The following is a 22,871-nucleotide window of genomic DNA, read 5'->3' as shown; positions in this document are numbered from 1 at the left end:
GTCACATCACGAGCAGCCATGACCCCCGACCCGTCCTGTGGCGGCACGGATCGGGGACCAAAGACACTCGAAACGTTGCGGACATCACCCGGTCCGCGCGGGGACGGGGACGAGCCCCGTCACGGATGCACTCTGTGGAGTTCTCAAAGGTCAGGCACTGCCTTCGGGGGGCTGCCACCCCACCCCTCCGGGCGCATTTGCGCAGGTCAAAGAAGCGAGAAGCTAGCCCCCTAGTTGCCTAGGGGGGCTATCGCCCTTGCCTGATACCCAAGGTAGGCAGGCAACGCCTAGGCGTCAAGCCCCCCTCGCGGTAACCTTGCTTTGCCCCCCTAGGCAGCGAAGGGATGACCATGCACGAGGAGATGGAGCGGGTCGCCAACATCGGCGTCCCGATCGAGCGCGCCAAAGCGGCCATTGCCCTGATGGCCGACTACCAAGGCCGCGTCGTGGAGCTCTCCCGGGTCCGCCGCGAGGCCATCGAAGAGGCCTCCGCTTCGGGCATGACCCAGGCCGAGATCGCCGCGCAACTGGGTGTCAGCCGCGGGCGCGTCGGACAGCTCGCGTCGGCCGGCCCCGCGCCGGAACGCGCGTTCTTCGGCATGGGACCGATGACCGTGGCGCTCGGCGGCAAGTACGAAGCCGGGAAGTCCCAGGAGGAGAACCCGAGCGAGGTCGTCACTCGGGAAGACCTCAGCAACTTCGAGCACCTGCGCCGACTGTTCTCCGGCCTCAAGCTGGAGTCGGACTACGAGGTGATTCCACCGTCCGGGATCATTAGTCTCAACCGTGAGCACCTGGTGGTCATCTGCGGTCCGCGCCTGTCCCCGATCGTTGCCCAAGTGCTCGAAGGGGACGACAACTTGCGCTTCCGCAAGGACAAGGCCTGGCACCTGGTAGACCTGCGTACCGAGACCGAATTCCGGTCCCCACTAGATGAGGACGGCACAGCCGGAGACGTGGGCTATCTCGGCCGGCTGCCCCGACTCGACGGCAAGGGGACCTTCCTCTACATCGCAGGCATCCACGCAGTCGGCGCGAACGGAGTCGTCCACTACCTGGAGAACCACCTGGCGGAGCTCTATCGCGAGGTACGCACGAAGCGCTTCTCCACGCTCATCTCCTGCCGCTACGACCCGAAGACCCTCGAAGTCCTGGAGAGCAGCCGGGTCACCCCGATCTACCGACACGAGGGCTGACACATGCGCGTCTCCATCGCCACCGCCCCGGGCGGCCTACTCCCTAACGAGGATTGGGTGGCCGCAACCCCGACGCTGGCCATGGTCCTGGACGGGCTGAGTACGGTCGGCCTCGACACCGGCTGTCGGCACGGCGTCCCGTGGTACGTCGCCCAACTCGGAAGCCACCTGGTGGCTTCGCTGGCTACCCCTGACTGTCCCCTCACGGACGGGCTGGCCAAGGCCCTCGATCAGGTGGCCGCGCTCCATCCGGAGTGCGACCTCAGCAACCCCGGCACACCGTCGGCGACCGTCTCGGTTCTCCGTGCCGGAGTCGACCAGTTCGAGTACCTGGTCCTGGCCGATTCTCCCATCGTTGTCGAGCGTGGCGGCGGCTACGAGGTGTTCACCGACTTGCGGGTGGACACCGTGGTGCCCGAGCTTCGCGCGGAGACGGAACGCTTCACCACCGGCTCGCCGGAGCACGCCGAGAGCCTCCGTCGAATGGTTACGGCACAGCGGCTCACCAGGAACACCCCTGGCGGCTACTGGGTAGCGGCCTCCAACGGCGAAGCGGCACACCACGCGCTCACCGGAGTAATGCCATTGGCTGGTGTAGAGGCGGTCGCCGTCATGTCCGATGGCGTGTCGCGGCTGGTGACCGAGTATCGTGCGGCTTCCTGGAGCGAGGTGTTCACCACGCTCCGGGAGTCGGGCGTCGAAGGACTGATTTCGTCAGTTCGGACGATTGAGGCCACCGACCCGGATGGCGTGCGCTGGCCCCGCTACAAGGCCAGCGATGACGCTGCGGTCGCCTTCTGCCAAGCGCCTTGGGGTCTCAGGAACCTCACCCACAAGCCGCAGTCGTGATCACCACTCCACAGCAGCTCGCCAACTCGGAGACCTGCTCGCCGCTGGCGAGCAGGTCCCGGCGGCCGTAATCATCATCTATTCAGTGGATGAGATTGCCAGGGCCATCTAAAATCGCAACCCCAGCTATAGCCACCCTACCCACAGGAGAGGCAGCCATGGGCAGCACTGGACGGAATCAACTAGAGCGCAGACTTCACATGGGGGAGGTCGATGATAGCGAGCTCAGAAATATTCTGGTCAACTTCTTTCCGTCCGGACAGTACCAATCGGACCGCAGCGTTGAGCTCACGAACGGGCGCGCCCGAATGCGCATAACCTACGACAAGAAGACTGGGGCCATATCCAACCTTACCCCACTGTCGGGACTGACGAATCAACTACTCGACCAGATTGAGCTGGAGGTGAAAGAGAAGCTATTGGTGGCTCCCGTACGTAAGGTCGCCAAGGCGATTCTATACTCTCATGTTCCGGTCGATGGCTACTGGCGATTCAAAGACCAGATCGTCCTGCGCCCTGTACCTCCCGGCTCACCCCAGCCGCCTTTCCTGCTCGCAGACCATCCACTAATCTGCGAAATTAGCTACCTGGGCGCGCCCGACCCCTGGGTGAATGGCTTCCGATCCGCTCGCGCAATTCGCCAGTACACACTGATCCTTTCCTTGCTCATCCCCGGCCTGAAGATCCCTAATGCGTCCGCCAAGGGATGGGTCCTCGTCCCCACGTGGAGCACACACGACCCGGCCGCACCGATAGATGACCTACATAGCGAATACGCACAGTTCGGATACCACTGCACAGGGGCGCTCGACGGTCCAGCTGATTCGCTATCAAGCCGGGGGGATCTACCAGAAATCCAGCTCAAGCCGCCAGGGCTTGGGATATCAATCGGCGACAGCCTAACGCTTCGGCCAGACATTTCAGAACACCTGCAAGCATTCTCCAATCTCGACAGCGAAGATCGCCGGAGAATCCTTAGGGCATCCTATTGGATGCACCTAGCGAGGCAGGTATTCAGCTCTTCAAATTCGGCAAGCTTTCAGTTCTTCATTCAGGCAATCGAAGCGATGACAATCACGTCAGATTCCGCGCCCGACTGCGAGGAGTGCCGGCGCCCGATAGCCGATGGCCCAACCAAGCTGTTCAATAGCTTCATTGGCCAATATGCGCCACCAACTGGCTCCCCCGAGGATAAGCGCGCCCGAAGGCTACTCTACGACACTCGCTCAGACCTCACGCATGGAAGCAGCCTGCTTGAGATGGACGAGGAAACAGGCTTCATCGCGCCAACTCCAAATCAAATCGCTGAGAGCGGACTGCATCGGACGGCTGCTGATGTCTGCCGAGCCGCCCTCTTGGGGTGGCTCCGATCGCACACTGAGCCGCCGCACTCGCGAACGCCAAGCGATCAGTCAGAACCACACAGCTGAGGGCTCCACCGTGCACCCACCTGCTGCTTGGCGTACACCACCCCGTACGCCAACAGCGGCGCACAGAGCTGGACGCCGCAGCACAAACGAGGCCAACCGCTGTGGTCGGCGTGCCGAGGCAGGCAGCCCTCACGCGGCCTGAAAAGCGGAAGGTCGCCGGTTCGACCCCGGCCCTGGCCACAGGCGCCTGAACAGGCACGATGCCCTCGAAGCAAATCGCTTCGGGGGCATTTTCGTGTTGTTCGACGCCAACGGGACGGCGGAGGATCACCATCCTCTCGCCTGTCGGCAAGTACGTGACGTACTTGACGTACTTCACAGCGGGGGCGACCCTGGTTCTCGGACGAGGAGGCTCCCATGACAGCAGTCCATTACGAGAGCTACACCGAAGCCCGAGCGCACCTGAAGGACCTACTGGACGCGGCCGGGCAGGGCCGGGTCGCGACCGTTCGCCGTGACACCGGGTACGCGGCGGTGGTCGACGCGGGGCGGCTGCGCCATGCCCTCACGCTGCTGTGCCCGTCCAAGGCCGAGGTAGTCGCCGAGGGCGGTGGCTGGTCGGTGTTCTTCCCCGGCCTCCCGGTCGCCGCGGACGGCGGCACGTTTGATGAGGCCATCGACGAGATGGTCGACGCGCTCCGCGAGTACGCGGAGGACTGGCAGGACCGACTCCTGAGCGCTCCCAACCACCGCGACAACTGGGGCCTCGTTCAGCTGATCGGCCTCAGCGACGACGCGCAGCTCCGCGATTGGCTGCTCGGAGTCGCGAAGTGACCTGGCCTCAGCCGACCCGCGAACGACACGAGCAGTTCTGCAAGGTTGAAGGCTGGGACCGTGTACGTGACGCGCGCGGCCGCACCGGCACCCACCACATCACCTATGAGTTCGCGCTCCCCGATGGGCGGATCCTGCGCACTCGGGTGTCGCATCCGGTCGACCGCACCGCGTACGGCGCGAGCATGTGGGCACACATCCTCCGCGATCAGCTGGACGTGACGGAGAATGTCTTCTGGCCGTGCGTCCTGGACGGCACACTGCCCGATCGAGGCGTGCCCGAGCCGCCACGCGACGCGCTTCCCGCGGATCTGGTCCACATGCTGATCAACCGCGTCGGACTCGCCGAGGACCAGGTCGCCGAGCTGGACAAGGCCCAGGCGATCGCGCGACTCCAGCAGTTCTGGACCGAGGGCCGCTGACCCCGGTCGCCGGGTTGCAGCCGGAGTCGGCGGTGTCCCTCGGCGGACCCACCAGTGGGAAGGACGGGCCTCAGCCCCGCAAGGCCCGGTCGTCGAGCCGGCGCAGCAGGCCGGGCAGGTGCCGGTACCGGTCGCGGAGCGCGGCCAGCCGCTGCCGGAACTCCAGTCCGCGCCCGACGTGGTCACAGGCGCCACGGAGCTCGGCCAGGAGGGCCACGGCGGTGTCGTAGCGGGCCGCCTGCTTACGGGCGACGTGGCTCTCGACCTCGCGCCAGATCGCTTCCTCGTCGGCAGCCAGGATGGACAGCTTCGCCGCCCGAGCCTCCACTCGATCCTGCTCGGCGAGCTGCCGACGCTCAGCGACTCGCGCGTGCGCGGCATCCAGCAGTTCGGCGGCGGAGCGCTGCCCCGGCACGGTCGCGACAGACGGCTCGCCCCGCAGCCGGCGCACGAGTTCAGCTCCCAGCTGAGGCTCGCCACCCAACGCGAGGCGCAAGAGGAGGTCATCCTTCTCCGTCTCGGGAAGCGCGGCGATCAGCGGCGCCAGCTCCTTCTTCCCGGGCCGCTTCCGAGGGGCGGGGGCGGGCGGGCTGGCCTGAGCGGCGACCGCCAGCAGGTCGGCGTCGACGCGCAGGAAGTCCGCGAGCGCTCGCTGCGGTGCGGTGAGCCGATCGAGCCCGGCCGGGACCGGGGGCTCGACCTCGTCCTGGTAAGCCTCCTCGTCATCGTCCTGCAGCGCCCAAGCGCCGATGGCGGACAGCCACGCGAGGTACAGGGCACGGTGATCCCCGGAAGCCAGCTCGGCCCGTACCCCAGCGATGGCACCGAGCGAGTCCTCGGCGCCCTCCTCCCGATCCGCGCCCTCGTCCTCGCTGCTTAGGTCCAGAACGAGGTGGGTTTCGGTCGTCCACGACTCGACGCACTCGTCGAAGCAGTACGGCTCCACCGCCCGCAGCGCGAGGTGCCCCTTGGGCACGCGCAGGATCACCCGGTGGGTGCCCCAGTTGGTCAGGTAGAGGTGAGCGTCGTAGTACTGCTCCACCATCCGCCTCGGATCACCGCGGAAGTTGCCCCATTGATATTCGTTGGTGAAGCTGGTCGCGGTGATCCGGGCTCGGGTGGACAGCGCCCGCAGTTGCTCCTGCTCGTCGCTGGTCAGCGGCCGGTCGATCGCCAGGAACTCGTAGTACTGGTACTCGCTCATCGCTGCGACCTTAGCGGGACCCCGACCCCTGATGGTGGAATCCGCCAAGCCCGAGCCAGACAGGAAGCGATGATGGAACCCGAGCAGCCACGCACCGTCGAGCAGATCCGAGGTCTCGTCGGCTGGATCGGCGCGGGACGCAAGCTCACCGATCCCGTAACTCCGATTGACGCCAACACTGACGCCAACCGCCGCGCACGATGACGTCCGAAGCCGCACTCCTACGGACGGCAGAAGCGCTCACATCAGGGCATTCCAATGCCCCGGCGTGGCCTGAAGAGCGGAAGGTCGCCGGTTCGACCCCGGCCCTGGCCACCGTGGGAAAGGCCCCGGAGAGTTCACGGGGCCTTTCGCGTTCCCCGGAGCTACGCTGAGATGCCGCCGGTCCACCGTCAGGAGACGCCGCTGATGAACCCGGAGCACTTCGCCCTCCTCGACGAAGCCCGCAGGAGCCTGCCTGACGGGTTCAAGGTCGAGATCTCGGGCGACACCATCGTGATGATGGTCAGCGCCACGGGCATCCACCAGCGGAACCTCCTGGTGGTGCGCCGCCAGTTCGACGCCCATGTGCCCGCCGAGCTGCTGCCGAGCGAGAACACGGACCTCGTGTCACCGAACGTCGGCAAGAGCCGCAACCCCGATCTGACCTACCTCCCCGCGGAGGCCCTGGAGACCACCGAGAACCAGGTCCCCGCCGAGCTCGCCGCCATCGCCGTCGAACTCGTCTCCCCCTCCAACCCGGAGAACGACTGGGTCGGCAAGGTGCGTGACTACCCGCTGATGGGGATCCCGCTCTACCTGCTGGTCGATGCCCGGCAGAAGACGGTCACCCTGTTCAGCCGCCCTGACGGCACCAAGTACCACCGTCGTGAGGACATCGAGTTCGGCGAGACACTGCACCTCCCCGAACCGTTCGACTTCGAGCTGGTCACCGACGGGCTGCTCGGCTACTGAGGACCTGGCGACCCGGTCACCGGGCTGACGGGGTGCCGAGTCGGGCGGTGAGCCAGTCGGCGGCGGCGGGGAGCCAGTCGGCGAGGGCGTTGCCCAGCAGGTGGTTGCCGTGCGGCACCAGCAGGAGTTCCGCGTGCGGGGCCCGGTCCGCCAGGACGTCGGCGTTGGTGACGCCCGGGATGCGGTCCTCGCCGCCCTCGACGACGAGGAGGGGACCGGCGACCGCCGGGGCGAGACCGGTCAGGTCGACGCGGGCGGCGAAGGCTCGGGCCTCCTCCGGGGTACCGCAGCGCTGGGTCAGGGTCGCCGTGACGAAGGGGACCAGGGCGTCCCAGTCCAGCCGGTACGGGCCGCTGACGACGGCCGTGGCGCGGATCCGGGGTTCGTGGGCGGCGGCGGTCACCGCGTAGTAGCCGCCCAGGCTGAGGCCGATCACGCCCACCCGGTCGGTGTCCACGCCGCCGTGCGTGGTCAGGGCGTCGATCACCCGGCCGACCACGCGGTGGTAGTCCGGCTCGGGTGCGCTGGTCGCGGCGAGCACGCCCTGCCCCGGCCCGTCCAGGGCGAGGACCGCGGTGCCGCGGGCCAGCAGGGCCTCGGCGACGGCGTGGAACTCCTCCTTGCCGGAGTCCATCCCCGGGACGACCAGCACCACCGGGGGATGGGCCACCCCGGTCGGGCGGCGGAGCCAACCGGCGAAGGAGCCGCCCTCGACCCGCTCGGCCGCCGGGTCGAGGTGGGCCAGCGCCCGGCGCATCGCCTCGTCCGCCTCGGCGGCGGCTTCTGCCGCGGCCGAGCGGTCGGGGTGCGGCAGCAGACCGGCGACGTGGAACCAGCGGGCGGCCACCCGGTACGCCTCGCCTGCCGACACCGTACGGCCCTGGGCGGCGGCGCGGTCGGCGGCGGCCAGGTGACGGCGGCCGGCCGCGCGACAGGCTGCGGGCCACTCGTGCAGGGAGCGCAGCGGGGCGGTGACCCGGGTGTACTCGTGCGGGTCCAACCCGGCCCCGGTGGCGCGGGGGCGGTTCTCCTCGACGAAGGCCGGGAGCAGCTCCGGGTGGTCGAGGAAGGAGAGGTCGGGGAGGGCCGGGGACGGGGCCGGGGACGGGGTGCCGGTCATGGGTGCGGTTCGCTCCTCTGCGGGTTCGGGCACGGCGGGTGGGCACGGCTGGTGGGTACGGCTGGTGGGTACGGCGGGTGGGGAGGGCGGATGGGCGCGCGCGGGCGGTGGGCCGGTCAGGCGCCGGCCGGCCCGCGGGGTCAGGCCAGGGTGAGCACGGCCTTGCCGCGGATCCGGCGCTCCCGCAGATCGGTGAGCACGGCGGCGGTCTCCGTCCAGGGCGCGACCCGGCCGATCTCCGGGGTCAGCCGGCCCTCGCCCACCAGGCGGACCAGGGTGGCGAGGTCCACCCCGTCGGGCACGTCGGAGTCGGCGTAGTGGAAGTGCCGCAGGGTGGCCGACTCCGGCCCGGCGAAGAAGCCGAAGAAATCGAGCGTCGCAGGCGTCCGGGAGGCCTGGCCGAACCAGATCAGCGTGCCGCGCCGGGCCAGCCGGGTGAGCGCCAGCGGCAGGTTCGGGCCGCCGGTCGACTCCAGCACGAGGTCGTACGGCCCGCGCGCCGCGGAGAGCTCGTGCACCACCTCCGCCGCGCCCAGCTCGGCCAGGCGCCGGCCGCGCTCCGGCGAGGCGGTGACGACGGTCAGCTCGGCTCCGGCGGCCGCGGCCAGCTCGGTGACGTAGTGGCCGACGCCCCCGGAGGCGCCGGTCAGCAGCACCCGGCGGCCGGCCAGGGCCCCGGCGGTGCGCAGCAGCCGGACGGCGGTCAGGCCGGCCAGCGGCAGGGCGGCGGCCCGCACGCTGTCCAGCTCGTCCGGGATCTGGGCCAGCGACGCGGTCGGGACGCAGACGTACTCGGCCCAGCCGCCGGCGGGCGGGTGGCCGACCACCCGGCGGCAGACGCCCGGGCCGGACCCGTCGGCGGCGGCCTGCACGACCAGTCCGGCGACGTCCTTGCCGGGGCGCCAGCCCGGCCCGGGGGCCTCCAGCTGGAAGGTCTCGCCCCGGTTGACCGAGAACGCCTCGACCTTGACCAGGGCCTCGCCAGGGCCCGGCCGCGGCTGCTCCACCTCGGCGAACCCGACCGCGGCGTCGGCCCGTCCGGTCGGTGTCAGCGCCTTCATGCTCCTGCTCCCTCCCTCGGCCCCGCGCCGGGCGGTCCGGCGGCCGCGGCGGCGGTCCCGGGGCGGTTCCCAGCAGACCCCGGCCGTCCGGGGCCGGTCCAACAACCGCTCAGGTGGGAGGACAACCGACCGTTGTCGCCCCTACGCTGGGCGGCCATGGATCTCGATCTCGCCCAGGTCCGCGCCTTCACGGCGGCGGCCGAGGAGCTGCACTTCGGGCGCGCCGCCGCACGGTTGGCGATCAGCCAGCAGGCGCTCTCCAAGCGGGTCGCCCGGCTGGAGGCCGCGCTCGGGGCCCGGCTGCTCGACCGCGACGCGCACGGCGTCGGGCTGACCCCGGCCGGCCGACGCTTCCTGGATCCGGCCCGCCGGCTGCTCGTCGACGGCGACCGGGCGGTGGCGGCGGTGGCCCGTCCGCGGCGGCCGCTGCGCATCGACGTGTGGGGGCACCTGTACGCACCGATGCGGACCGTGGCGCGCGCCGTCGAGGGGCTGCCGGGCCTGGAGGTGGAGCCGGTGCCGGGGCGGGACCTGCCGTCGGTGGCGGCCGCCGTGCTGCGGGGCGAGTCGGACGCCGGGTTCGGCCGGGTGCACCCGCTGCCGGACGGCCGGGACGCGGGGCTGGCGCACCGGCTGGTCCGGCTGGAGCCGGTGGACGCGCTGCTGAGCACCGACCACCCGCTGGCCGGGCGGGACACGCTCCGCCCGGCCGACCTGCGCGACAGCGTGCTGCGCTACCCGGCCGCGGTGGACCGGCTGGACTTCCTGACCCGGTTCGCCGACCGGTTCGGCGTCGAGGGGCGGGCCGGCTCGACCAACCTCGGCCTGGAGCACTTCGTCGAGAGGGTGCGCACCGACCCGACCTGCTTCTCCCTCCTCCCCGCCGACTGCCCGCTGCCCGACCCCCCGGCGGCGAGCGACGGTCGGCCCGGTGTGCGGACCGTCCCGCTGGTCGACCCCACACCGCTCTACGCCTGGTCGCTGGTGTGGCGCGAGGACGACGCCCAGCCGCACCCCCGACTGGAACCGCTGCTGGAGGCGTTCGGCGAGGAGGCGCGGCGCAGCCGCTGGCTGGAGTACGACCCTGCGCGGGACTGGCTGCCCGGCCCGGACGAGGACGCCTTGGGCCGCTGAGCCCCCCGCGGCACCGAACCGGTCGCCCGGCCGGCCCGGCCTCTCCGCCCGCCCCGCCCCTGCCCACCCGCGCCGAGGCGCGCCCGCGGCCGGCCCCCTGCGCCGCCGACCGCCGTTCGAACGACCGGCCGCCCGGGGTTCGCGTGTCCGCACCGGCGGCTGTGACACTGGAGGGGCTCGAAAACCGGGGTGCACACCACCCCGCCTCCTTGCGAACCTAGAGGGATGCCCGCAGTGAGTTCTCCCGCAGTCCAGTCCGCCGACGCATCCGCCCAGGCGCCCGACACGGGCCCGGGCATCGGCGAGCTGGCCGCCCGTCTCCCCGCGCTGACCCTCCGCGACGAGGTGCGGATCGGGCGCCGTCTGGAGGGCGCCCGCCGGGTCCGCAAGCCCGAGGCGCGTGCGCAGATCGCCGCCGAGATCGCCGGCGACATCGAGCGCGCCGAACTGCTGGTCGAGCAGCGCCGCGCCGCCGTCCCGACCATCACCTATCCCGCCGAGCTCCCGGTCAGCCAGAAGAAGGACGAGATCCTGGCGGCCATCCGCGACCACCAGGTGGTGATCGTGGCGGGCGAGACCGGCTCCGGCAAGACCACCCAGATCCCGAAGATCTGCCTGGAGCTGGGCCGCGGCATCCGCGGCCTGGTCGGCCACACCCAGCCCCGCCGGATCGCCGCCCGCACGGTGGCGGAGCGGGTCGCCGAGGAGCTGCGCACCCCGCTCGGCGAGGCGGTCGGCTGGAAGGTCCGGTTCACCGACCAGGTCGGCCAGGACACCCTGGTCAAGCTGATGACGGACGGCATCCTGCTCGCGGAGATCCAGACCGACCGCGAGCTGCGCCAGTACGACACCCTGATCATCGACGAGGCGCACGAACGCAGCCTCAACATCGACTTCATCCTGGGCTACGTCAAGCAGCTGCTGCCCCGCCGCCCGGACCTCAAGGTCGTCATCACCTCCGCGACCATCGACCCCGAGCGCTTCGCCCGCCACTTCGGCGACGCCCCGATCATCGAGGTGTCCGGCCGGACGTACCCGGTCGAGGTCCGCTACCGCCCGATCCTCGACGAGGACGCCGAGGACGACTCCACCGACGCCGACCGCGACCGCGACCAGATCCAGGCGATCTGCGACGCCGCCGAGGAACTGCAGGCGGAGGGCCCCGGTGACATCCTGGTCTTCCTCTCCGGCGAGCGGGAGATCCGCGACACCGCCGACGCGCTCAACCGGATGAAGCTGAAGTCCACCGAGGTCCTCCCGCTCTACGCCCGGCTGAGCTCGGCCGAGCAGCACAAGGTCTTCCAGCGCTCCAGCAGCCGCCGGATCGTGCTGGCGACCAACGTCGCCGAGACCTCGCTCACCGTCCCCGGCATCAAGTACGTGATCGACCCGGGCACCGCCCGGATCTCGCGCTACAGCCACCGCACCAAGGTGCAGCGGCTCCCGATCGAGGCGATCAGCCAGGCCAGCGCCAACCAGCGCAAGGGCCGCTGCGGCCGCACCTCGGACGGCATCTGCATCCGGCTCTACTCGGAGGAGGACTTCCTCTCCCGCCCCGAGTTCACGGACGCCGAGATCCTGCGCACCAACCTGGCCTCGGTCATCCTCCAGATGACCGCCGCCGGCCTCGGCGACATCGCCGCCTTCCCGTTCCTGGACCCGCCGGACTCCCGCAACATCAAGGACGGCGTCAACCTGCTGCACGAGCTCGGGGCGCTGAACCCGGACGAGAAGGACGCCCGCAAGCGCCTCACCCCGCTCGGCCGCAAGCTGGCCCAGCTCCCGGTGGACCCGCGGATGGCCCGGATGGTCCTGGAGGCCGACCGGAACGGCTGCGTCCGCGACGTCATGGTGATCGCGGCCGCGCTCTCCATCCAGGACCCGCGGGAGCGGCCCACCGAGAAGCGCCAGGCGGCCGACGACCGGCACCGCCGCTTCCAGTCGGAGACCTCCGACTTCCTCTCGTACCTGGCCATGTGGCGCTACGTCCGGGAGCAGCAGAAGGAGCTCTCCTCCTCCGCCTTCCGCCGGATGTGCAAGGCCGAGTTCCTCAACTACCTGCGGATACGGGAGTGGCAGGACATCTACTCGCAGCTGCGCACGGTCGCCAAGCAGCTCGGCGTGACCATCGAGGAGCCCCACCCGGACGCCGAGCCGGACGCCGACCGGATCCACCAGTCGCTGCTGGCCGGCCTGCTCTCCCACATCGGCCTGTTCGACGTGGAGAAGCGCGAGTACGGCGGCGCCCGCGGGGCGCGGTTCGCGGTCTTCCCGGGCTCCGGCCTGTTCAAGAAGCCGCCGCGCTGGGTGATGTCGGCCGAGCTGGTCGAGACGTCCCGGCTGTGGGCCCGGATCAACGCCAGGATCGAGCCCGAGTGGGTGGAGCCGCTGGCCGGCCACCTGATCAAGCGCAGCCACAGCGAGCCGCACTGGGAGAAGAAGGCCGGCGCGGTGATGGCCTACGAGAAGGTCACCCTCTACGGGATGCCGATCGTCGCCCAGCGCAAGGTCAACTACGGCCGGATCGACCCGGAGCTCTGCCGCGAGCTGTTCATCCGCAACGCGCTGGTCGAGGGCGACTGGGAGACCCACCACCGCTTCTTCGCCGAGAACCGCAAACTGCTCGGCGAGGTCGAGGAACTGGAGAACCGGGCCCGCCGCCGGGACATCCTGGTCGACGACCAGACCCTGTTCGACTTCTACGACAGCCGCCTGCCGGACGACGTCGTCTCCACCCGGCACTTCGACTCCTGGTGGAAGAAGGCCCGGCACGAGCAGCCGGACCTGCTCAACTTCGAGAAGTCGATGCTGATCAACGACGCCGCCGACGGCGTCACCGAGGCCGACTACCCGGACCACTGGCAGCAGGGCAAGCTCCGCTTCAAGCTGACCTACCAGTTCGAGCCGGGCAGCGACGCGGACGGCGTGACCGTCCACATCCCGCTCCCGGTGCTCAACCAGGTGACCGCGGAGGGCTTCGACTGGCAGATCCCCGGCCTGCGCGAGGAACTGGTCACCGCCTGGATCAAGTCGCTCCCCAAGGCGGTCCGGCGCAACTTCGTCCCGGCCCCGGACTTCGCCAGGGCGGCGCTGCGCCAGGTGAGGGAGCGCCAGGCCGCCGGCACCTTCGGGTCCGGCGAGCCGCTGCTGCCCACCCTGGAGCTCGTCCTCAAGCGGCTGACGGCGGTCACCGTGCCGCCGGAGGCCTGGGACGAGGAGCGGGTGCCGGAGCACCTCAAGGTGACCTTCCGGGTGGTGGACGGCCGCCGGAACCTCGCCGAGTCCAAGGACCTGGAGGAGCTGCGGCTGAAGCTGAAGCCCAAGCTCAAGGAGACGCTCTCCTCGGCCGCCTCCGGGCGCGGCATCGAGCAGTCCGGGCTGACCGCCTGGCCGGCCTCGCTGCCCGTCCTGCAGCGGACCTTCGAGCAGCGCTCGCGCGGCCACTCGCTGCGCGCCTACCCGGCGCTGGTGGACGAGCAGGACGCGGTCGGCGTCAAGCTGTTCGACACCCCGGAGGCGCAGGCCGCGGCGATGTGGGCGGGCACCCGGCGGCTGCTGATGCTGACCACCACCTCCCCGGCGAAGTCGATCCAGGGGCGGCTGGGCAACCAGGCGAAGCTCGCCCTGTCGTACAACCCGCACGGCTCGATCCCGGCGCTCTTCGAGGACGTGGTGGCCTGCGCCGCCGACCGGCTGATGTCCCTGGCCGGCGGTCCGGCCTGGGACGAGGCCGCCTTCGGCAAGCTGCACGACAAGGTACGGGCGGACCTGTACGACCTCTCGGCGGACACCACGCTGAAGACCGCCTCCGCGCTGATCGCCTTCCACAAGGCGTCGACCCGGCTGAAGTCGGTGAGCAGCCCGGTGCTGCTGTCGGCGGTCAACGACGTCCGGCTGCACCTGGCCTCGCTGGTGCACCCGGGCTTCGTCACCGAGACGGGCTGGCAGCGGCTGCCGGACCTCAAGCGCTACCTGCTGGCGGTGGACCGCCGGCTGGAGGCGCTGCCCAACCACCCGCAGCGGGACGCCCAGCAGCTGCTGAAGGTCCAGCAGGTGCAGCAGGAGTACGGGGAGCTGCTGGCGGCGGTGCCGGCGGGCCGGCAGCCCTCGCCGGAGGTGCTGGCGATCCGCTGGATGATCGAGGAGCTGCGGGTCAGCTTCTTCGCGCAGTCGCTCGGTACGCCGACCCCCGTCTCCGAGAAGCGGATCATGAAGGCGATGGAGGCGGCCCGGGCGACGTTGTGAGGCCGCCCAGCTCAGCGGGCCGGGGGCCCTCAGGAGCCAGTTCGACCTGGGGGCCCCACATGGGCTACGATCTGTCTTGTTCGCAGCGCGGCAAGCAAAGCGAACGGATCAGAAATCTCTGGTCCCGTGGAGCAGTTGGTTAGCTCGCCACCCTGTCAAGGTGGAGGTCGCGGGTTCAAGTCCCGTCGGGATCGCCGTAGCCGAGAGGCCCGGAACCGTTTGGTTCCGGGCCTCTCGTCGTTTCACCGCCGCCCGCTTATACCCTGGACTAGGTCTAGACCACAAGTGACAGACCGTGTGACGGTCGTCACTCACCTTCCCCGGCGAACACACGGTCTTCACCCCCTCCGCGCGGCCGCTAATTTAATATGTAAAATTGCACTGCTATTCACAGTAAATCCCCCCCGCCCCACGCCCATCAAATCGTTATGTGGAGTTCAACATTCCGGGCGACCGGGATGCTCCCCGGCAGCGCCCCCGCCGATCGCGCCGGGGCACGCAAAGGGGCCGCTTACCGGACCCGGCGGAGTCCGGTAAGCGGCCCCTTTGAAAGAGCCTTCGGCCGTCAGGCCTCGGTGCGCTGGGCGGGAATACCGGCCAGCAGAGCGCGCACCTCCGCCTCGCGGTACCGGCGGTGGCCGCCGAGGGTGCGAATGGACGTGAGCTTGCCCGCCTTGGCCCAGCGGGTAACCGTCTTCGGGTCCACGCGGAACATGGTGGCTACCTCTGCCGGCGTCAGCAGGGGCTCAGCATCAGGGGTACGAGCGGTCATGAGCGGCCTCCTCGGGAGAACCGAACCAGGGCGGTTCTATCCTTCAAATTCTGCACCTTGGCCCGCGATGCCCGAAATGGCATAGACGGGCCGAGTCGGTTATAGGACGAACGGCTTGTCCTGGTGTCTACAACTACACCATCCGTCCAGCCCTATCGACCAAACCGCCAAAATTGAGCCCTCACGGGTTCAAGGCCGACGGATGGCGATGGACCACCCCATAACGGACAGTCACTTTATAGTGACATCTAGTTACGAGGGGACCAGACCCGCCGTTTCCCCGCAAAGCACGCATCGACTCCAGAACCACCCAAAAGTGGGCACGCTCACGTGAAGTTGGGCTGGTTGTCCCATTTTTGCACATAGGGGTAAGTTCGCGTCAACGGTGAGTAGTGTCACGTTCGACAGCTATTGACCCGAACCGGGACCTTGGTCATACCACTCGGGCCGTAGGACCCCTTCAGTCTTACAAGTACCACCGACAGGCCGCCGGGCCCGCGGTGACGCCCGCTCAGGGCCACCGCGCGGGCCGCCGCGCGGGCCGCCGTCCGGGCCCCGGAGAACCGCTCAGTTCGCGTACCGCAGGGCCAGCACCCGCCGCCAGCGGACCGTCAGCTCCTCGTAGGCCCGCAGCGCCTCCGCCGCGTCCCCCTCCCGCAGCGCGCGCAGCCCGTCCTCCAGCTCCCCCGCCGAACGGTCCGCCAGCAGTCGCTCCGGCCCCAGCAGGTGAACCAGCCCCCCGTAGTCCAGCTCCACCAGCGAGCGCGGGTGGAACTCCTCCAGCCACCGCCCGACCTGCTCCGCGCCGCGCACCAGATCCCCCTCCGGCACGGCCTCGCGCAACGCCCGGTACGCCCGGGCCACCCGCCGGCGGGCCTGTGCCATCGGCGTCAGGTAGAAGAGCGCCGGCCCCTCCCCCTTCCCCCCTCCTGCGGCGGCCGGGGCCGCGGCGGCCCCGGCCGCCTCCCCGCCGGGCCCCCCGGCCGGCACGAAGCAGCGGTCCTCCTCCCCGAACGGCAGGAACCAGCGGACCGGCACCTCCCACCGGCTGGTCAGGATCCACGGCCGCGCGTCCGGGTGCTCCGCCCGCCAGCGGTCCCGGTCCGCCTCCGCGGCAGCCCGGGAGGCGGGCGGCAGCGCCGTGTCCACCAGCGCCACCGGGGCGGCCCCCGCCAGCTCCTCCAGCGCCTGCCAGCTGCGCAGCCTGGTCGCCCACGGGCAGACGTACAGCACGCCGTCCAGTGCCCGGACGAAGGCCCGCTCGCTCTCCCGCTCCGGCAGCGGCCGGGGCGTGCGGCCCACCAGCTCCGCCAGTGCCGTCCGCTGCTCCTCCAGTGCCGCCGCGGCGACCGGGCGGCCCGCCTCCGCCGCGTCCGGGCCGTGCTCGGCCACGTAGGCCTGCCAACGCGCCCGCTCGGCCTCCGGGTACGCGGCCAGCGGCTCGTAGACCCGCAGGTGGGCGGCGTAGGGCGGCTGCACGGAGGTGCGTACGACGGTCACGTGCTGCATCGTCGCACGCACCGGCCGCCTGCCGGGAGGGCTCCGGCCGCGAGCCGTTCGCGGACGCACTCCGCGCCCCCGAGTCTCAGCACTCGGACAAGTGGCTCGAGCTCGGACAAGGGGGCAGATCGCGGGCGCCCCCGCGACTACTCTTCGCCTTAGGCGCCCGCACCACAGCAGCGGGCCTCGAATGCTGGAGTCACCACAGTGACCGACGTACAGACCTCCGCGACGCACCCCGCACCCGGCGTGCTCAGCAGGATCTTCCGCACCGAGCAGGACGGCGCCCCCGGCGACGGCCACGAGCAGGTCGTGCTCTGCCACGACCGCAGCTCCGGGCTCAAGGCGATCATCGCCATCCACTCGACCGCGCTGGGCCCCGCCCTCGGCGGCACCCGCTTCTTCCCGTACGCCTCCGAGGAGGCGGCGCTGGAGGACGCGCTGAACCTGTCGCGCGGCATGTCCTACAAGAACGCGCTGGCCGGGCTCGACCTCGGCGGCGGCAAGGCCGTCATCATCGGCGACCCCAACAAGGACAAGAACGAGGCGATGCTGCGCGCCTACGGGCGCTTCGTCGAGTCCCTGCGCGGCCGCTACATCACCGCCTGCGACGTCGGCACCTACGTCCAGGACATGGACGTGGTCGCCCGCGAGACCCAGTTCGTCACGGGCCGCTCCCCCGAGCACGGCGGTGCCGGCGACTCCTCCATCCTGACCGCCTTCGGCGTCTTCCAGGGCATGCGCGCCAGCGCCCAGGCCCGCTGGGGCCAGCCCACCCTGCGCGGCAAGCGGGTCGGCGTGGCCGGCGTCGGCAAGGTCGGCCACTACCTGGTCGGCCACCTGGTCGCGGACGGCGCCACCGTCGTCATCACCGACGTCTCGGAGACCGCGGTCAACCGCGTGCGCGCCGCCCACCCGGAGGTGGAGGTCGTCGGCGACACCGCCGCCCTGCTCCAGGCCAAGCTGGACGTCTACGCCCCCTGTGCCCTCGGCGGCGCCCTCACCGACGCCTCGGTGGCCGCGCTCGGCGAGTTCGGCACCTCCGTGGTCTGCGGTGCGGCCAACAACCAGCTGGCCCACCCGGGCGTCGAGAAGGACCTCGCCGACCGCGGCATCCTCTACGCGCCGGACTACCTGGTGAACTCCGGCGGCGTGATCCAGGTCGCCGACGAGATCGAGGGCTTCAACTTCGAGCGGGCCAAGAACAAGGCCACGAAGATCTTCGACACCACGCTGGAGATCTTCACCCGGGCCGCCACCGACGGCGTCCCGCCGGCCGTCGCCGCCGACCGCCTGGCCGAGAAGCGGATGCGTGAGATCAGCGCGCTCCGCTCGGTGCTCCTGCCGGGCGCCCGCCGCGCCTGATCCGGCCGGCCCGACCGTGATGCGCGGGGGACGCTCGTCCCCCGCGCATCACAATGTGGAACCGGATTCTCACTTCTGCGGCCGATCGGGTGATCCGAGGTCCCCCTTGGGGGGATAATCGATCCGGGAACGACGGACCTCAGATACCTCCGGACAGCGTGCAAACTGCCGCAAAACCTCTCGTGACCTGGGAAGACCCGGTCTTGGGTGCTGTCGGTGCGCGCCACGTCACACCGACGACGTACCGTCCGGCGGCGGAAACAGGTACCGTTAATGCTCCAAGGGACGGCTTCTCCACTTAGGGCAGGCCGATCCTGAACATGAACACGTGTCAGACTCGGGGCCGTGAGCCCCGCCGTTGAGGGGGTCGACCCATGGGGCGCGGCCGGGCCAAGGCCAAGCAGACGAAGGTCGCCCGCCAGCTGAAGTACAACAGCGGCGGCTTCGACGCTAACCGTCTGTCCAACGAGCTGGGCGTATCGCCCGCTACCGCTTCGATCGAGCCGGAGCCGATCGAAGAGGAAGAGGACGACGACCCGTACGCGGAATACGCGGCTCGCTACGGCGACGTCGACGAGGACGACGAAGCGGATTCGGACACCGGGCCCTCCCAGGCCCGCCGTCGCGCGTAGTCACCAGTCTGGCCTGACCGGTCCGGGCGCCCTGGGCGCCGGGCCGGTTTTCGGCGTTCCCGCGCGCGGCCGGCCCCGGACGTGACCCTCCGTGGCGTGCCCGGCGGACGAGCACCCGCCCGCCGGCGGCGAACGAACGCCTCGGACACGCGCAAGGGCCTCCCCGCAGCAGCTGCGGGGAGGCCCCTGGTCGTCCCGCCGGTCTGACCAGCGACGGCGGTCAGGCCGGCCAGCCCGGTCGGTGCAGGATCGGCTCAGCCGGCCGTGAAGCCCTCGTAGGCGTTGTAGAGCGCCGCACCGCCGTCGTGCTCGTCCGTGCGCTCGACGATGTCGCCCAGCAGCCACGCCTCGACGCCGCGGTCCTCCAGGATCGACAGCACGACGTCCACCGAGTGCGGCGGCACGACCGCGACCATGCCGACGCCCATGTTCAGCGTCTTCTCGATCTCCAGGGTGGCCACCTTGCCGACCTCGGCCACGGTCTGGAAGACCGGCAGCGGGGTCCAGGTGCCGCGGTCCAGGCGGGCGTGCAGGCCGTCCGGGATGACCCGGGCCAGGTTGGCCGCCAGGCCGCCGCCGGTGACGTGCGAGAAGGCGTGGACCTCGGTGGCGCGGGTCAGCGCCAGGCAGTCCAGCGAGTAGATCCGGGTCGGCTCCAGCAGCTCCTCGCCGAGGGTGCGGCCGAAGTCCTCGACCTTGCGGTCCAGCTTCCAGCCGGCCTCGTTCAGCAGCACGTGGCGCACCAGCGAGTAGCCGTTGGAGTGCAGGCCGGAGGCGGCCATCGCGATCACCACGTCGCCGGCGCGGACGCGGTCCGCCCCGAGCAGGGCGTCCGCCTCGACCACGCCGGTGCCGGCGCCCGCGACGTCGTACTCGTCCGGCCCGAGCAGGCCCGGGTGTTCGGCGGTCTCGCCGCCGACCAGGGCGCAGCCGGCCAGGGCGCAGCCCTCGGCGATGCCCTTGACGATCGAGGCGACCCGCTCCGGGACGACCTTGCCGACGCAGATGTAGTCGGTCATGAACAGCGGCTCGGCACCGCACACCACCAGGTCGTCGACGACCATGCCGACCAGGTCGTGGCCGATCGTGTCGTGCTTGTCCATGGCGGCGGCGATGGCGACCTTGGTCCCCACACCGTCGGTGGCCGAGGCCAGCAGCGGCCGCTCGTAGCGCTTGAAGGCGGACGCGTCGAAGAGCCCGGCGAAGCCGCCGAGGCCGCCGACCACCTCGGGGCGGTTGGCCTTCTTCACCCACTGCTTCATCAGCTCGACGGCGCGGTCGCCCGCCTCGATGTCGACGCCGGCGGCGGCGTAGGTGGCGCCGTTCTGGTTCGTGGTCACTGCGGTGCGGCCCTTTCGGGTCGAGGTGGGGGCTTGGAACGGCGGTGGGGCCCCGGGTTCCGGGACCCCACCGAGAGGTACTACGGGCGGCGCAGGGCGTCTGCCGCGCCCGCTCCGCCGAGCAGCGACTGGACGCCGTCCAGGTCACTGCCGCTGGTCGGCTTGCCGCGGACGGCCGGCGGCTGCTGGCCGCCCTTGATCTCGGCCTCCAGCAGGAGCTTGCCGAGCAGCGCCGGGTCCGGCAGCTCCATCGGGTACTCACCGTCGAAGCACGCCCGGCAGAGCCGGTCCTTCGGCTGCTTGGTGGCCTCGATCATGCCGTCGATCGAGATGTAGGCGAGCGAGTCCGCGCCCAGCGTGCGGCCGATCTCCTCGACCGTCATGCCGTTGGCGATCAGCTCCGCGCGGGTGGCGAAGTCGATGCCGAAGAAGCAGGGCCACTTCACCGGCGGCGAGGAGATCCGGATGTGGACCTCGGCGGCGCCGGCCTCGCGCAGCATCCGGACCAGCGCCCGCTGGGTGTTGCCGCGGACGATCGAGTCGTCCACGACCACCAGGCGCTTGCCCTCGATGACCTCGCGCAGCGGGTTGAGCTTGAGCCGGATGCCGAGCTGGCGGATGGTCTGGCTGGGCTGGATGAAGGTGCGGCCCACGTAGGCGTTCTTCACCAGGCCGGAGCCGTACGGGATGCCGCTGGCCTCGGCGTAGCCGATCGCGGCGGGGGTGCCGGACTCGGGGGTCGCTATCACCAGGTCGGCCTCGACCGGGGCCTCCTTCGCCAGGCGACGGCCCATCTCCACGCGGGAGAGGTGCACGTTGCGGCCGGCGATCGAGGTGTCGGGGCGGGCCAGGTAGACGTACTCGAAGACGCAGCCCTTGGGCTTGGCCTCGGCGAACCGGGAGGTGCGGATGCCGTTCTCGTCGATGGCGATGAGCTCGCCGGGCTCGACCTCGCGGATGAACGAGGCGCCGCAGATGTCCAGCGCCGCCGTCTCGGAGGCGACCACCCAGCCGCGCTCCAGCCGGCCCAGCACCAGCGGGCGGATGCCCTGCGGGTCACGGGCGGCGTAGAGCGTGTGCTCGTCCATGAAGACCAGCGAGAACGCGCCCTTGACCTTGGGCAGGACCACCTTGGCCGTCTCCTCGATGGAGAGGTCCGGGTGGCCTGCGAGCAGGGCGGTCACCAGGTCGGTGTCGTTGGTCGCGGCCGTCCGGCCCGAGCGGGAGACGTGCTCCTCGCCGGGGAGTTCGGCGACCATCGCCGCCAGTTCGGCGGTGTTCACCAGGTTTCCGTTGTGGCCGAGGGCCAGCGAACCGTGAACGGTCGCCCGGAAGGTCGGCTGGGCGTTCTCCCAGACCGAGGAACCGGTGGTCGAGTAGCGGGCGTGTCCGACGGCGATATGCCCGTGCAACGACCCCAGCGAGGCCTCGTCGAAGACCTGGGAGACGAGGCCCATGTCCTTGAAGACGAGAATCTGGGAGCCGTTGCTCACTGCGATGCCCGCGGATTCCTGACCGCGGTGCTGCAGGGCGTAAAGGCCGAAGAACGTGAGCTTGGCGACCTCCTCGCCGGGAGCCCAGACACCGAAGACGCCACAAGCGTCCTGGGGGCCTTTCTCGCCGGGAAGAAGATCGTGGTTGAGTCTTCCGTCACCACGTGGCACGCCTTCGAGTCTAGGGCAGTTGGCACAGGCTTCCGGAACCCGGGCGGCCGGGTTTGTCGGGCGATCACCCGGCAACGCGCGTAGACAAAACCCCTTACCGCGGCCCGGTTTCAGCACGCCGGAATTCGGCGGAGGGGCGCTTGGCCTTGTGGTTCGCGCTTGTTGGGGAGTTCCGTGTGCGGACGGCGCTTCGCCCGGCGTTCGCCGGGCGTTCGGCCAACGTGAGCCTGCTCACCCGGGGCGGACCGGCCCTCCCGCCTCGCGCCCGGGCTACGCCGCCGGGAGCAGCAGGCCCCAGGCGCTCGGGTGGACCGTCCAGGTGCGCGCCCGCACCGGGCCCACGGGGTGGCCGTCCACCTCGTAGCCGAACCCGCGCCCGGCCACCGAGACGGTCGCCGCCCGGGCGCGCACCAGGGCGCCCGGCGTGCGGACGACGATCTCCATCACGCCGGCGCCGGCCCCGTCGCCGGACGGCAGGGTCACCTGAACCACCCGCACCGGGCGATGGACGTCGGCGAGCAGCCTGCCGTCCGCCTCCACCCGGAGTCGGGCGCTGTGGTCGGCCCGCCCGCCGCCGAGGTCCGGCTCCTCCCCGTCCCGGGCCGCGGACGTGAGTGGGGTCCCCTGCTCGGCCGCAGCCAGTTTCGCCCATAGCGAACGCCAACCACTCGTGCGGCCCACCGCCCGGCGCACGCCGCCGCCTGCGATCCGCACGCCGCCGAGCGCCACGCCGCCCCCGTCGTCCACCAGCAGGTCCAGCTTGCGCGGCACGCCGGAGAGCACCGCCCGCGCCGCCGCCACCGGGGCCCCCGGCACGCCCAGTGCGCGGGCCGCCGTCAGCTCGCCTGCCCGGCCGACCGGAACCACGCCCACCGGATCCGCGCCCAGCTCACGCTGCCGGTACAGGGCCTGGAGCACCCGCTGCAGTGCGAGGTCGGAACCGATCACGACCGGTCGCCGCCGCCCCCGGTGCGAAAGGACCCGGTCGAGCTCGGACGGGGTCTCGGGATAGGCCACCTTGACGTCCGCCCCTCCGCAGAGGACGTCCTTCGCGATCCGCACCGACTCGCCGTCGGTCTGCCGGGCCGCCGGGTCGAGGAGCAGCAGGAGCGGCTCGGGGCCGCCGGTTGCAGGCGTGGACAGGGACGACACGACCGGTCCTTCCTCAGGTAATCTCTCGGTGCAAGAGCCCCTTGCGCTATTGCGCCA

Annotated in this window: 19 protein-coding genes and 3 tRNA genes; 14 read left to right on the top strand and 8 right to left on the bottom strand. The window is 70.7% G+C overall.

What is annotated here, in order from left to right; all coding sequences use genetic code 11:
- Positions 1 to 344 precede the first annotated feature (344 nt).
- The 6 genes from MCM47_RS11230 to MCM47_RS11205 all read left to right on the top strand — a co-directional run bounded on the left by MCM47_RS11230 (position 345) and on the right by MCM47_RS11205 (position 4,671).
- The gene (locus MCM47_RS11230) at positions 345 to 1,196 is read left to right on the top strand and encodes a sigma-70 region 4 domain-containing protein (RefSeq protein WP_238860938.1); all 852 of its coding nucleotides are present in this window, start codon (positions 345 to 347) and stop codon (positions 1,194 to 1,196) included.
- A gap of 3 nt (positions 1,197 to 1,199) precedes the next feature.
- Positions 1,200 to 2,045, top strand: a complete 846-nt coding sequence (locus MCM47_RS11225) for a protein phosphatase 2C domain-containing protein (RefSeq protein WP_238860936.1) — start codon at positions 1,200 to 1,202, stop codon at positions 2,043 to 2,045.
- A 158-nt stretch (positions 2,046 to 2,203) separates the two neighbouring features.
- Complete coding sequence (locus MCM47_RS11220; RefSeq protein WP_238860935.1) at positions 2,204 to 3,475, top strand: hypothetical protein; 1,272 nt, start codon at positions 2,204 to 2,206, stop codon at positions 3,473 to 3,475.
- A gap of 107 nt (positions 3,476 to 3,582) precedes the next feature.
- Positions 3,583 to 3,655 (top strand) — tRNA-Phe (locus MCM47_RS11215).
- Positions 3,656 to 3,832: 177 nt separating this feature from the next.
- Positions 3,833 to 4,249, top strand: coding sequence for a prevent-host-death protein (locus MCM47_RS11210; protein ID WP_238860932.1), 417 nt, complete (start codon positions 3,833 to 3,835; stop codon positions 4,247 to 4,249).
- Positions 4,246 to 4,671, top strand: a complete 426-nt coding sequence (locus MCM47_RS11205) for a cytotoxic translational repressor of toxin-antitoxin stability system (RefSeq protein WP_238860930.1) — start codon at positions 4,246 to 4,248, stop codon at positions 4,669 to 4,671. Before MCM47_RS11210 ends, MCM47_RS11205 begins: the two co-directional genes overlap by 4 nt.
- A 70-nt stretch (positions 4,672 to 4,741) precedes the next feature.
- Here MCM47_RS11205 and MCM47_RS11200 read toward each other — a convergent pair whose 3' ends face one another.
- The gene (locus MCM47_RS11200) at positions 4,742 to 5,875 is read right to left on the bottom strand and encodes a hypothetical protein (protein ID WP_238860928.1); all 1,134 of its coding nucleotides are present in this window, start codon (positions 5,873 to 5,875) and stop codon (positions 4,742 to 4,744) included.
- Positions 5,876 to 5,944: 69 nt separating this feature from the next.
- On the opposite strand from MCM47_RS11200, the gene MCM47_RS41655 reads away from it, so the two are divergent.
- From MCM47_RS41655 to MCM47_RS11190, 3 genes are all read left to right on the top strand, one after another.
- Positions 5,945 to 6,079 (top strand): hypothetical protein, encoded by a 135-nt coding sequence (locus tag MCM47_RS41655; protein WP_255751980.1) that lies wholly within the window; start codon positions 5,945 to 5,947, stop codon positions 6,077 to 6,079.
- A 33-nt stretch (positions 6,080 to 6,112) separates the two neighbouring features.
- Positions 6,113 to 6,190: transfer RNA gene (locus MCM47_RS11195), tRNA-Phe, on the top strand.
- Positions 6,191 to 6,283: 93 nt separating this feature from the next.
- On the top strand, positions 6,284 to 6,829 hold the full coding sequence (locus MCM47_RS11190) for a Uma2 family endonuclease (protein WP_238860926.1): 546 nt from the start codon (positions 6,284 to 6,286) through the stop codon (positions 6,827 to 6,829).
- Between the two features lie 16 nt (positions 6,830 to 6,845).
- Here the strand turns inward: MCM47_RS11190 and MCM47_RS11185 are convergent, their stop codons facing one another.
- Both MCM47_RS11185 and MCM47_RS11180 read right to left on the bottom strand, forming a co-directional pair.
- The gene (locus MCM47_RS11185; RefSeq protein ID WP_238860924.1) at positions 6,846 to 7,949 is read right to left on the bottom strand and encodes a S9 family peptidase; all 1,104 of its coding nucleotides are present in this window, start codon (positions 7,947 to 7,949) and stop codon (positions 6,846 to 6,848) included.
- A 140-nt stretch (positions 7,950 to 8,089) separates the two neighbouring features.
- Positions 8,090 to 9,010, bottom strand: coding sequence for a zinc-binding dehydrogenase (locus MCM47_RS11180; RefSeq protein ID WP_238860922.1), 921 nt, complete (start codon positions 9,008 to 9,010; stop codon positions 8,090 to 8,092).
- Positions 9,011 to 9,166: 156 nt separating this feature from the next.
- Here MCM47_RS11180 and MCM47_RS11175 point away from each other — a divergent pair, with 156 nt between their 5' ends.
- The 3 genes from MCM47_RS11175 (at position 9,167) to MCM47_RS11165 (ending at position 14,583) form a co-directional block, all read left to right on the top strand.
- Positions 9,167 to 10,144, top strand: coding sequence for a LysR family transcriptional regulator (locus MCM47_RS11175; protein ID WP_238860920.1), 978 nt, complete (start codon positions 9,167 to 9,169; stop codon positions 10,142 to 10,144).
- Positions 10,145 to 10,369: 225 nt separating this feature from the next.
- Complete coding sequence (hrpA, locus tag MCM47_RS11170) at positions 10,370 to 14,389, top strand: ATP-dependent RNA helicase HrpA (RefSeq protein WP_374209111.1); 4,020 nt, start codon at positions 10,370 to 10,372, stop codon at positions 14,387 to 14,389.
- Between the two features lie 120 nt (positions 14,390 to 14,509).
- Positions 14,510 to 14,583: transfer RNA gene (locus MCM47_RS11165), tRNA-Asp, on the top strand.
- A gap of 371 nt (positions 14,584 to 14,954) precedes the next feature.
- Here MCM47_RS11165 and bldC read toward each other — a convergent pair.
- Both bldC and MCM47_RS11155 read right to left on the bottom strand, forming a co-directional pair.
- Positions 14,955 to 15,161 (bottom strand): developmental transcriptional regulator BldC, encoded by a 207-nt coding sequence (bldC, locus tag MCM47_RS11160; RefSeq protein WP_014137253.1) that lies wholly within the window; start codon positions 15,159 to 15,161, stop codon positions 14,955 to 14,957.
- A 567-nt stretch (positions 15,162 to 15,728) separates the two neighbouring features.
- Positions 15,729 to 16,670 (bottom strand): hypothetical protein, encoded by a 942-nt coding sequence (locus tag MCM47_RS11155; protein ID WP_255751979.1) that lies wholly within the window; start codon positions 16,668 to 16,670, stop codon positions 15,729 to 15,731.
- A 198-nt stretch (positions 16,671 to 16,868) separates the two neighbouring features.
- Here MCM47_RS11155 and MCM47_RS11150 point away from each other — a divergent pair, with 198 nt between their 5' ends.
- Both MCM47_RS11150 and MCM47_RS11145 read left to right on the top strand, forming a co-directional pair.
- Positions 16,869 to 18,026, top strand: coding sequence for a Glu/Leu/Phe/Val dehydrogenase dimerization domain-containing protein (locus MCM47_RS11150; RefSeq protein WP_238860916.1), 1,158 nt, complete (start codon positions 16,869 to 16,871; stop codon positions 18,024 to 18,026).
- 374 nt (positions 18,027 to 18,400) lie between these two features.
- On the top strand, positions 18,401 to 18,658 hold the full coding sequence (locus tag MCM47_RS11145) for a DUF3073 family protein (RefSeq protein WP_238860914.1): 258 nt from the start codon (positions 18,401 to 18,403) through the stop codon (positions 18,656 to 18,658).
- 254 nt (positions 18,659 to 18,912) lie between these two features.
- Here MCM47_RS11145 and purM read toward each other — a convergent pair whose 3' ends face one another.
- The 3 genes from purM to MCM47_RS11130 all read right to left on the bottom strand — a co-directional run bounded on the left by purM (position 18,913) and on the right by MCM47_RS11130 (position 22,814).
- Positions 18,913 to 19,998 (bottom strand): phosphoribosylformylglycinamidine cyclo-ligase, encoded by a 1,086-nt coding sequence (gene purM, locus MCM47_RS11140; protein WP_238860912.1) that lies wholly within the window; start codon positions 19,996 to 19,998, stop codon positions 18,913 to 18,915.
- Positions 19,999 to 20,078: 80 nt separating this feature from the next.
- Positions 20,079 to 21,662 carry an amidophosphoribosyltransferase gene (gene purF, locus MCM47_RS11135; protein WP_238860910.1) on the bottom strand — a complete coding sequence of 528 codons (1,584 nt, stop codon included), beginning with the start codon at positions 21,660 to 21,662 and terminating at the stop codon, positions 20,079 to 20,081.
- 270 nt (positions 21,663 to 21,932) lie between these two features.
- Positions 21,933 to 22,814, bottom strand: a complete 882-nt coding sequence (locus tag MCM47_RS11130) for an acylglycerol kinase family protein (protein ID WP_238860907.1) — start codon at positions 22,812 to 22,814, stop codon at positions 21,933 to 21,935.
- Between the last annotated feature and the right edge of the window lie 57 nt (positions 22,815 to 22,871).

This window comes from Kitasatospora sp. A2-31 (assembly GCF_022288725.1).
Classification (GTDB): Bacteria; Actinomycetota; Actinomycetes; order Streptomycetales; family Streptomycetaceae; genus Kitasatospora.
This window is presented reverse-complemented; position numbering and strand designations above follow the sequence as displayed.

Bases quoted from the DNA above. Each gene is read 5' to 3' on its own strand.
- MCM47_RS11175 (WP_238860920.1), top strand. From the start codon at position 9,167: ATGGATCTCGATCTCGCCCAGGTCCGCGCCTTCACGGCGGCGGCCGAG.
- MCM47_RS11190 (WP_238860926.1), top strand. From the start codon at position 6,284: ATGAACCCGGAGCACTTCGCCCTCCTCGACGAAGCCCGCAGGAGCCTG.
- MCM47_RS41655 (WP_255751980.1), top strand. From the start codon at position 5,945: ATGATGGAACCCGAGCAGCCACGCACCGTCGAGCAGATCCGAGGTCTC.
- MCM47_RS11210 (WP_238860932.1), top strand. From the start codon at position 3,833: ATGACAGCAGTCCATTACGAGAGCTACACCGAAGCCCGAGCGCACCTG.
- MCM47_RS11155 (WP_255751979.1), bottom strand. From the start codon at position 16,670: ATGCAGCACGTGACCGTCGTACGCACCTCCGTGCAGCCGCCCTACGCC.
- bldC (WP_014137253.1), bottom strand. From the start codon at position 15,161: ATGACCGCTCGTACCCCTGATGCTGAGCCCCTGCTGACGCCGGCAGAG.
- MCM47_RS11180 (WP_238860922.1), bottom strand. From the start codon at position 9,010: ATGAAGGCGCTGACACCGACCGGACGGGCCGACGCCGCGGTCGGGTTC.
- MCM47_RS11200 (WP_238860928.1), bottom strand. From the start codon at position 5,875: ATGAGCGAGTACCAGTACTACGAGTTCCTGGCGATCGACCGGCCGCTG.
- MCM47_RS11225 (WP_238860936.1), top strand. From the start codon at position 1,200: ATGCGCGTCTCCATCGCCACCGCCCCGGGCGGCCTACTCCCTAACGAG.
- MCM47_RS11220 (WP_238860935.1), top strand. From the start codon at position 2,204: ATGGGCAGCACTGGACGGAATCAACTAGAGCGCAGACTTCACATGGGG.
- MCM47_RS11145 (WP_238860914.1), top strand. From the start codon at position 18,401: ATGGGGCGCGGCCGGGCCAAGGCCAAGCAGACGAAGGTCGCCCGCCAG.
- MCM47_RS11230 (WP_238860938.1), top strand. From the start codon at position 345: ATGACCATGCACGAGGAGATGGAGCGGGTCGCCAACATCGGCGTCCCG.
- hrpA (WP_374209111.1), top strand. From the start codon at position 10,370: ATGCCCGCAGTGAGTTCTCCCGCAGTCCAGTCCGCCGACGCATCCGCC.
- MCM47_RS11185 (WP_238860924.1), bottom strand. From the start codon at position 7,949: ATGACCGGCACCCCGTCCCCGGCCCCGTCCCCGGCCCTCCCCGACCTC.